This is a genomic window from Helicobacter mehlei (assembly GCF_007280785.1).
Classification (GTDB): Bacteria; Campylobacterota; Campylobacteria; order Campylobacterales; family Helicobacteraceae; genus Helicobacter; species Helicobacter mehlei.
On the sequence record NZ_VKGC01000032.1, the window covers coordinates 1 to 9508 of the forward strand.

Annotated in this window: 8 protein-coding genes; 1 reads left to right on the forward strand and 7 read right to left on the reverse strand. The window is 41.7% G+C overall.

The window, feature by feature from the left end:
- Positions 1-185 precede the first annotated feature (185 nt).
- The 4 genes from FNE76_RS07710 to FNE76_RS07725 form a co-directional block, all read right to left on the reverse strand.
- Positions 186-1571, reverse strand: coding sequence for a hypothetical protein (locus tag FNE76_RS07710; protein ID WP_120948790.1), 1386 nt, complete (start codon positions 1569-1571; stop codon positions 186-188).
- Between the two features lie 910 nt (positions 1572-2481).
- On the reverse strand, positions 2482-2661 hold the full coding sequence (locus tag FNE76_RS08790; protein ID WP_120948788.1) for a plasmid mobilization protein: 180 nt from the start codon (positions 2659-2661) through the stop codon (positions 2482-2484).
- 1265 nt (positions 2662-3926) lie between these two features.
- Positions 3927-4223, reverse strand: a complete 297-nt coding sequence (locus tag FNE76_RS07720) for a hypothetical protein (protein ID WP_143928479.1) — start codon at positions 4221-4223, stop codon at positions 3927-3929.
- Positions 4184-4408 carry a hypothetical protein gene (locus FNE76_RS07725; RefSeq protein WP_120948787.1) on the reverse strand — a complete coding sequence of 75 codons (225 nt, stop codon included), beginning with the start codon at positions 4406-4408 and terminating at the stop codon, positions 4184-4186. The genes FNE76_RS07720 and FNE76_RS07725 overlap by 40 nt, the downstream gene beginning before the upstream one ends.
- A gap of 866 nt (positions 4409-5274) precedes the next feature.
- On the opposite strand from FNE76_RS07725, the gene FNE76_RS07730 reads away from it, so the two are divergent.
- Entirely contained in the window at positions 5275-6051 is a 777-nt protein-coding gene (locus FNE76_RS07730; protein WP_185963032.1) for a tetratricopeptide repeat protein, read from the forward strand.
- 27 nt (positions 6052-6078) lie between these two features.
- Here FNE76_RS07730 and FNE76_RS07735 read toward each other — a convergent pair whose 3' ends face one another.
- From FNE76_RS07735 to FNE76_RS08615, 3 genes are read right to left on the reverse strand one after another with little or no spacing between them, the layout of a single operon-like run.
- Entirely contained in the window at positions 6079-7173 is a 1095-nt protein-coding gene (locus FNE76_RS07735) for a hypothetical protein (RefSeq protein WP_120948785.1), read from the reverse strand.
- Entirely contained in the window at positions 7173-8294 is a 1122-nt protein-coding gene (locus tag FNE76_RS07740; RefSeq protein WP_185963033.1) for a hypothetical protein, read from the reverse strand. Before FNE76_RS07740 ends, FNE76_RS07735 begins: the two co-directional genes overlap by 1 nt.
- Positions 8291-9508 carry a tRNA methyltransferase gene (locus FNE76_RS08615; RefSeq protein ID WP_235895374.1) on the reverse strand — a complete coding sequence of 406 codons (1218 nt, stop codon included), beginning with the start codon at positions 9506-9508 and terminating at the stop codon, positions 8291-8293. The genes FNE76_RS07740 and FNE76_RS08615 overlap by 4 nt, the downstream gene beginning before the upstream one ends.

The window sequence follows — 9508 nt, forward strand, 5'->3', positions numbered from 1 at the left end:
ACTTCCTTTGGTTTAGAAGAGGGGACAAAATGCAAATACACTTGTTTAGTGGTTTTGGTGTTAAAATCTGAGGGGTTAGCCCCAAGTATGGAGAGTAAGCAGAGCCAAATGAGGGTTATAGATGGGCGCATAAATAGTCCTTGTCATATTCTTGCTTATTGGAATATACCCAAAGTTTAGGTCCTTTATGGGTTTTCTAGTCTTTTATAAACTCTATCTTCCCTAACCCGTTGGCACAAACCCCTTTGCAAACAACTCTCTTGCATACGCGCTTTGATGGCTTGGTTGCCAAAGTCTCCTCTGGGCATATTATCTACAAACTCTTGCATAGAAATTCTATGTTTGCCTTCTGGATCGTCTCTAGGTTGGCGGTAAAAAATTTGGGTCATGAGGTGCTCAGAATTTCCCCTATCCCAATCACAATCTGTGGCATAAAAAACCTCACGGCTATATTGGTGCAAGTAAAACTGACCCTCTATCAATCTAAAGGTGTAATAATCTATATGAGGGGTGTAGTAAGATTGATGCCCACACTTTAAGCCCTGTTTGATGCTCAGAGTGAAGAAAGAGTTATGAATCGTGTAGCGGATGCGCTTATAGACATAAAAACCAATGGAATCTTGTTCCATACAAAAGGCGCGCTGTAATTGCCCTTGGCGCAAAATGCCCAAACAAGAGTAGTAAGGGGATTCATTAGGGTAGTCTCTTAGCCATATCTCTAAGATGAAGGTATAGACATCGTGCCCTTGTTTGAGGGTTTTAGTATCTGAGATATAGCCTTGAGAGAGATCGCGCGGGTTGTAATCTTTAGGCAAGTTCTTATCTTGCCCTTGTAGGTAGGCTGTGAGCCATTGGCGCACATTCCTATGCGCTTCTCTAATTTCTGGGGCTAGCCACTTGCCATTTTTATCCATCAAGTCATCTTGGGCGGCTTGATCAGAGAATTGATTCATGGGAGGGTAGTCCTGTGTGTTTAAAATGAGCTTGTGGTATTTTTGGGGATCGGTATAGAAAAAGTTTTCAAAAATGGAGGTGTATTGGGGGTTAGCAAAGAGCAGGGCACTAATTTGTCTAAACGCATTAGCATAGGCATCTTCCATGCAATTGCTAACCTCCATAGGGTAGTAACCGGGTGGAGGAGGGGGGTCTTCAGGGCTCTCTTGTGGCCAATTCTCTAAGTTTGACTCTGTCTCTTTGATGCATTCCTTGCTTCTTTGATGGATTGCTTTTAAAGAAATTTGGCGCACCTTTTGGCGATCTTGCGGGCTTACCCCTGCGCGCACTTGGTGGTAAAAATCGCTGTAAAAGCGATTGAGAATAGCTAGATTAATGTCTCCTGAATCCCGAGCATTGCCATAGATGTCGCATATCACCTTATCTTGCAACGCCTCATCTTTGATCAAATCCCCTGGGCAAGTGTCCGCCCTAGGTCCATCATATTCCTCATAGATGGCTAAGTTAAGATTAAAAGCATGGATGGGGTTTAAAAAAACACTGAGCAAACAGAGAGCGTATAAGAATGATTTTAGTGTGGCAACACTGGGAGGTGTAGAGTTAAAAATATTTAGCATAAGAGATACCCTTAAGTCTTAGCAAATTTTGAAAGATGCTTTTCTTACAATTAAGTCCATGATAGCATACTAACCTCTTAACGATTAAACTAGGATGGACGAATGGCAACCTATAAGGGGAAACCCCGCCTCAATAGACGGGGAACTTGCTACGCGCCCTTATCGTTTAAATTTAACGATGACTTTAAGTCCCCAAAAAAAACTCAAAATAGAATGTGGGCACAATGTTTTTGCTAGCTTGCGCCGCATAGCAAACCCCTTTTTTAGATAGGTCACCTTTCTAGTGCGGTTTTATCTGCCTAATCTTTCTCTGCATTAGCATTTTGATCTAGTTTGTTGCTTGATTTGCTGTGTGTATATTTTTCGTGTCTTGTTTAGACTTCATCCTTTTTGTCGGTTTTGCTTTTATCGGATAATTGGGGCTCAAGTAAGCTATATTTTAAGTATAGCACCCACTCTACTTTAGTGCAAACACAAAGAATCCAGCTATGCCGTTTCTAGTCCCTATACTATCAAGATCAAACACACCTACGGCTTCTGGTACATTATCCTGATCTTGCAGCCTATCTGGCATAATTTGCAAAGGAAGTGTCTTAGATCTGCCTTTCCTTGGAGATTCTAAAGGTTGAGTTTGGTGTAATTCTTCCATAAAGCAGTCTGTGCGTAGTCTAAAGGGCTCATTTTGACTAACCAGTCTTTCCTTTTCTGTTTTCCACATCTTTCCCATTGCTTTGTATTTTTCGCACGCTGTTTGTGCCTTTGGACTGACTTGGTTCTGTACCGGTGCCTTTTGAACCCTTGTGTGGGTTCTTGTGCCTGAGTGTGAATTTTTTTCAGTTGTTGTTCCAAGTGTTTAAACCCGCTTTCTTGTTTCAATAACACTTTTTGGATTGGTGCTGATATTTTTTCTCTAAATTATCTTCAAAAGCTTGTAGCCGTGTTCCTGTTGTTTTCGAAATTCTTGTAAATCTTGTGGGGCCACATTGTTCTGTTGATTCAAGGTACAGAAACATAGATATTCAGAAACATTCAATCCTTTTTCTTGTGCTTTGTGCTTGATCTGTTCTAACTCATTAGGCGTGAAACGCACATAAAACTTAAGGTTTTATTCTCTTTAAACATGACTTGGAGTTCTTAAAACAAGAAAAAATTTGTTCATACAGGCATTATAGACCAAGACATTTGTATATACAACATTGCATATACAAACTTGTAGGTATTAAGCCCCTAAAATATGTACAAATGCCATACGTTTGTATATACAAAAAATCGCCCTCCATAGAGTGATTTCTTAGGGTGTTTTGCAGGATAAGATGATAATTTTTGTTTTGTTTGCACGCACCAATGTGGCTTGGTTGTTCTCTAGCACCGGCAGTCCTTACTTGTGTTGCACCCGCTCTCCTGCACCCCATTTTTGTTGTGATTGAAAAATCGCATCTCCTAAAAATCTTTTAAAGCCCGTTAGCCAACCACAGAGTGACTTAATAAGGTTATCTGCCATAACAGATTGTGGAATTTTAATTATATGGCATAATAGACCATATCCCTAGTTCTCACTAGAGACCAGAGCTTACTGCTAGTTAGTAAGTTGCCCTGTCCTAGTTGCAGGGAATATTAATCAATCACCGTGCTTTTAGTCTCGTCCTTGATGTTTTTAAGCGTTTCATTGCTCACTTGAGCGATTTTAGTGCACCTACGCTTGGTGCCAACACTCTTATTTGGTGCATAGGGCAATTTGTTCTATGCCGTTGTTGTCTGTAAAAACACAGTGGTAGGGCATGTGCTTTTTGTGTGTTTGGCTAGAAAGGGGAACGCCTAGAAATAGCTCATTGGATAAAAGCTTGACGACCAGCACGGGGCGTGTGAAGTTTGCAGACTTCCCATAGACCTCATGCCCGATATTTCGACCGATACATAACCAATAGATATTACCAGTGATAGCCTTATGTGGCGGATTCTTATCAAGTTTTTTCTTTTGTGTGTTCCATCTATCAAATTTCCTCCATTGCTATTTCCCAATGATTTTCATCTTTTGTATATTTGTTTCATAATAAACCCTAGCTTATGATACCCCCCACTCCCCCTTTGCTTTTGTTCTTTAGCCAACGCTACTTGGGGTAATTCCTCTTTGAGGCGCGCAAGGTTGGTTAAAGCGTTACTTACCTTAATCTCTAATTCTTGTGCCATTCCGGGGTTTATTGTGTTGATTTAGTGGATTGTACCTGTGCCCCCTAGTGTTTTCTAAAATTCCTAAATTGCTTTGTGCGGTTTTTAATTGTGCTTTTGTATTTTCAAGTTCTGTCTTTGCATTCTCCAAAGTCTTTTGTGAAGCCTCTAGTGCGGCTTGTGTGTTTTCTAAACTCTCTTTGAGACGGACATTTTCAATGTTTTTTGTTTCAGAGATTCATTGTTTTTCTTGGCTTTTTCTACTTCTTGCTTGCTATCCTCTTTATCCTTTTTTAAAGCATTCACTTTATCTTGCAACTGCTGTTGATTGTATTTAAGTGTGTTGATTTGTCTTTGGGCTTGATTGAGTTCTGCACCATGCTCCGCACTGCTCTTAAACTCTATAGTGAGTTCTCTAATAGCAGTGCTCACACGCTCTTCTGCTTTTAAGAGAGTGCCACAAGCTTGCTCGTGGATAGTTTGCACCTCTTGACCGTGTTTTTGAGGAGGGTATCTGCTAAATCTTTTTTGATGGCTTGTTCGCGTCTGTTAAGTTCTCTATAACCCGTCTTAGCCTTGATAGGGTCATAGTCCAGTTTGTATTCTTTTTTAACACCTTTGCCAAAGAGTCTGGCTACGGCATTGATGACTGTGTGTTTGCCTGCTAGCATCTCTTTTCAACAAAGTACACACGCTGGCTTGTTGGATCATCTCTTCTTAGCATTGTTTGTTGATGCTGGCAATCTTGGCATTACTGGCTTGGATATGAGCCATTACACCTGCACCTACAGGGGTTATATACTTTTCAATGAGGGCTATAGCTTGTTTTTCAAAAGTCTTGATGTGTGCTTGGTGCTTGAGCGCACCTTTAGACTATTTATCTCTTGTTGCATTGCCTGCAGGGCTTGGGCGTGTTCTTGTTCTATAGTTTGTATTTGCTCTCTTAGTTCTATGTTGGTGGCTTCTGTATTGTTGGCCCTAGTTTCTGCATTTCCTACTTTAGCGGTGAGTTTTTGGTTTCTAGTATCAAGTTCTTGGGTCTTGTCCGCTTGTGTTTGCAGTTTTTTAATCCTTGCCTCAAGTTTTGTTTTAGCGTCTTGAGGTGTGTTGCACTTGCCCCCACCAGCAAGCTCACAGAGTCCTTTTAAATCATTTTCAAGGTTAGTTTTATCAGTTCTAAAGTTGTCCTTATCGCTCTTGGGTTGCCCCCCAGCCCCACGTAAAACCCACCCACCACCAACCCATTAAAAAATCCGCTCAGCGTGCAACTAAAAGACCAGCTTATGTATTTGTAAATCTACATAATAGGCAGAAAGGACAAAGAGCCTAAAATCATTTCACTAATCAATGCTGATGCGAATGACAAGTCTTAGCCAGCCACGCGCCCACCACACCGCACACCAATAGAGTGAAAAAGGGCATGGGCACCAATATCAGCCCTATTGACACTAAAGGCTTGATTTTAGCATTAAGAGTTTCAAAGCTTCTTTGCTTTACCATGGCTTTTTCACTAAAGGCAATGAATCAAGGAATAAAAATGACAAATTTAATCAAAAGCATCCTCAGGTTAGCGTTGATCGGTTTGTGTTGTTTGGGGAGTGTGTATGCGAGTAAAGAGGCAGATCAATACTACTTTATTGCAGAAAAAGCCCTTAATCACGACTTTGACGATCAAAAGGCTTTTAAATACTATCAAAAGCTAGCTGATATGGGGGATTCTAGGGGTTATGTGGGTCTAGGGTATTTATATAGCAAGTCTATAAGGATTGGTATAGATTATCCTAAAGCCATAGCATACCTTAAAAAAGCAGGGGATATGGGGAATGCTGAGGGTTATTTCTTTTTGGGGGGGATATATAGCACCCATAGCACTTGGTATGATGCCCCTAAAGATGACTCTAAAGCCGCACAATACTATAAAAAAGCAGGGGATATGGGGAATGGGGAGGCTTATTTTCTTTTGGGATGGATGTACCGTTATAAAGAGGTTCGCGCAGACACTTCTAAAATCATAGAATGCTTTCAAAAAGCAGGCGATCTAGGATACAGCAAGGGTTATTTGGTTTTGGGGAGCATGTATGCCTATGGAATGTATGTTTCTACAAATTACACTAAAGCCGCTGTCTATTACCAAAAAGCAATTGATTTAGGCAATCCTGATGGTTATTCGAGTTTGGGGGATTTATACAATCAGAAACAAGACACTAATAAGGCTCTAGAATACTACCAAAAGGCTTGTAAAAAAGGTGAAGACGAAGTTGATTGTGAGGAAGCTGAAGCATTAGAACACCAGCTCTCTTTGAAAAAGAAATAATCTTTTAAGCCCACAAAAAGGCACGCCTCACAGCCCGTTCTGTAATGCCACACAAAAAGGGTTTTTAGATTTGAATTTTTGGAGCTTACCCTGTGCGTTATGGGCTAAACACGGGCTGTTATCAACATTGACAAGGGGGATAGTCTGCAAATAGCCGATAATCTTAAAATAGTCTTCTATGGTTTGGGTTTTGTAAGTGCCTTTTTGCAAGATGTCTAGACAAGCTTGTTTGAATTTTTGGCGTAAATACTTAGGCTTGAAGCAAAGTTGGGGGTGTTTTTGCAGAGTGGGGATATTTAGCTGTGGTCTAGAGAGGGGATCATCAAAGGTGTAGTAATAGCTCTCATAGAGAAACTCGGCTAGCCGCACGCCATATTGGGCATAATAGGGGGCGTAGAGTTTTTGGTAGTCCTTTGTATCAACGGCATCCCCGCCATTGCTTTCAAAACCTAGATTGTTGATCGCATAAGTATTGGCATAGCCCCAACTGAGCAACTCGCCCAAGAGGGCTTGTGTATCCCCTCCCTTGATCAAGCGGTAAGCCAATTCGACTATTTTAAAATCCTTAAAAAAGGCTTGCACAGGCAACATAGGCTTGGGCTTAACTTGTCTGTTAGCCGTAAAATAGTGCACCGTGTCATCCCAGCTCTTAGGATCAGAGGGGAGCGTGCGTAGAGCCTTGATATATGCATTTAAATCCAAACCTTGCTTATGCGCCTCAATCAAAGGACCATAGATAAAATCCAGTACTTTTAAGTAGTCATTTATCACTTGAGATAAAGGGGGTTTTTTATCTGGATCTGCGGTGTAACCTGCAATCAATGCAAAGAGATGGAGCATCTCAAAGTTTTTAAGCCAACCCACAAAGTGCGCTTCTTGCTCATCGCGGGGGTTAAACTCTTGCAAGGGGGGGACTTGGTTAAAAAATTCTAGCCCAAGTTTTTGTATTGTGGGTAAAGAATTGATCACAGCGTCATCGCTACTCAGATCGTCCTCAGGGCTTGTAGTGGCTGTGGCAGTTGCCATTGTAGTTTGTATTTTTTGGGCAATGTCTAGCAAAGCAGGGGGGGTTTTTGCCCCCAAAAAAGCCCCCAACAATAGGGCAATGGCAAGAAAACGCATTAAAACTCCTTTTTAAAGCTAGTTTGTAGGGCTTGGCAAAAAGCGTCTTTGGTGTAGAAAAATAGGGGTTGTTGGTTGGTGTCTAAAGCCACGCAGGGGGCATTATCCATAATGAGAATTCCTAATAACTCTAGCTGTGCTTTAAATTCAAGATGGGGCTGGCCCAAGAGAGTTTGGCATGCTTGTTGGAGTGGTGGGTTTAAATAGTTGGGGTTGAGGCAGATTGTGGGGCGTTGTTGTAGGATTTCAGGCGTGATATCTTGCAAATCCACATAAGCATCGATGTCTTGGATCACCCGCAATACACGCACCGCATAAAGGTTTTGCATGGCATCAAAGGGGGCCAATTGGGGGTTATTGGCTAAGTTTTTGGCAAAGATTCCGTGTTTTTCCATATAACCGGCATCTTGGTTTAACATGGAGGCGATCAACGCTTTAAACCAATCGTTAAAGATGTCCCAAGCCCCATGGGGTTTATAAAGGTAGGCCACATCATCCACCAAATTTTGTGCAATGCCATCGGGATTAAAACAGAGATAATCTTTCATGGCAGAACCATAAATTCCTAGCACATTGTAGGCATCTAAACGGCGTTGGGGCACTGGGCTTTTGGCAAGATAGTGCAAATAGGCATCCATCTCTAAACCCCCTCTTTTAGCATCAAAAAAGGGTTTGTAGAAAAAATTAAGAGTTTCTAAGAACCTTTGCGCCATCTTGGGGATTGGCGTATCACTAAACATCCCAATCAAATGCATCGCTTCAAATGTTTTGGCATGGTCTAAAAAATCTTCTTCATACGCATTAGCGGGCTTAAAAGTTTTAAACAAGGGGACTTGATCCATGGCCGTGTGCGCTAGTTTCCATATTTTGTCTGAATCCAAATTCTTTTGCAGGGTGCTTAAGTAGGTGGAATAGGGCATGCCTTGCGGGGGGATGAGTTTGGATGTTTTGTCCTTGGCTGTTTGCAAGGTCTGCTGTAGGGTTGTGAGCGTTTGGATAAAAGAGGGGGGGAGGGTGATTAGGGATTCTGGAGGGTTATCTATTTTAATAGAGATAGTTAGGGTATCTTCTTTTGCCTGCAGATTTAAGACCAAGAAAGCTAGGAAAAATAGCCGAATCATTTAAGCCCCTTTTCTAAGTGTTTTTGCAACGCCAAACATAGCGCATTGCTAGACTTAAACACTTGGAGTTTGTTCTTAGAATCTAAATACACACAGGGGTCATCATCAATAGAAATCAAACGCACAAGGTGTAATTGATCTTGAATATCCTTAGCGTTGTAGCTTTGGGTTTTAAAGAGTTGTAGGCAGGTTTGCTCAGATTTTGGGCTTAAATATTTAGGGCTTAGGCACATGGTGGGGTGATCTTTTAGCGTGTCTTTTAAAATCTTGGGGTTGTCATTTTGTAAGCGATCGTAAAAAAGGGCGTTGTGGCTTAAGACTAGGAGGCGGGCTAGATAGAGGGTAGAGAGGCGGTTGGAATCTATTCTCTGTTGGTAGTGGTGTAAAAAATCTCCATAAATATTGTCATCGGCATAATAGGCGGGCGGAACATCTTTATTGTTTTCTTTATCATCGCCTAAAAGGTGTGCCAGAGTTAAGCGTTCCCACAAACCTCGTGAAGAGATATCTGGTTTGAAAAACTTATAGGCATCATCTAGATTCTTTAAGGCTCTGTGCAATTTCTCAAGCGATTGATTGTCCGAGATATTATATCCACCGGCACTAAGAGTCGCATGCGCGCGCGCCATGCATGTTTTCTTGTCATCGTCATCATCTGGCTTAGGTAGGGTGGGATCGCACTTCTTTTCATCAACCAATATATGCTGGAGTTCTTTAAGATAGGCGATGGGGTCCAACCCTGCCTTTTTAGCATTGAAAAGCGGGGCATAGATCAGGGTTGCCGTGTCCAAGAATTGTTGTGCCGCCATGGTACTTTTAGGGTGATAGGAATCGTCATTTTTGCTTTGATGCTTGTCGATCGTGTCCAAGGCGCGCAACATCTCCCGTTGTTCCAAATGCGCTAAAAACTGCGTTTCTGCTTTATTCTTGGGCTTAAATTCTTGGTATAAGGGTATTTGTTGGATCGCTGTTTGGGCTAAGGGGATCACCCCTTTTATATAGCCCGGAATTTGCCCCGCAACCCGCATAAATTTCCATCCCCCATCCATGTCCAGACCGCTTATGATTTTTCGATTCGGTTGATCCATGTAATGATAAAGTGCCCTAAATGCCTTAGAAAAGGGGGTTCTCTGTATGAAATGTTCTTGCAACGCCAAACAAAGGGCATTTTTAGATCGAAGTGCTTGGAGTTTGTTCTTAGGGTCTAAATACAG

Bases quoted from the DNA above. Each gene is read 5' to 3' on its own strand.
- FNE76_RS07710 (WP_120948790.1), bottom strand. From the start codon at position 1,571: ATGCTAAATATTTTTAACTCTACACCTCCCAGTGTTGCCACACTAAAA.
- FNE76_RS07725 (WP_120948787.1), bottom strand. From the start codon at position 4,408: ATGCTAGCAGGCAAACACACAGTCATCAATGCCGTAGCCAGACTCTTT.
- FNE76_RS07730 (WP_185963032.1), top strand. From the start codon at position 5,275: ATGACAAATTTAATCAAAAGCATCCTCAGGTTAGCGTTGATCGGTTTG.
- FNE76_RS07735 (WP_120948785.1), bottom strand. From the start codon at position 7,173: ATGCGTTTTCTTGCCATTGCCCTATTGTTGGGGGCTTTTTTGGGGGCA.
- FNE76_RS07740 (WP_185963033.1), bottom strand. From the start codon at position 8,294: ATGATTCGGCTATTTTTCCTAGCTTTCTTGGTCTTAAATCTGCAGGCA.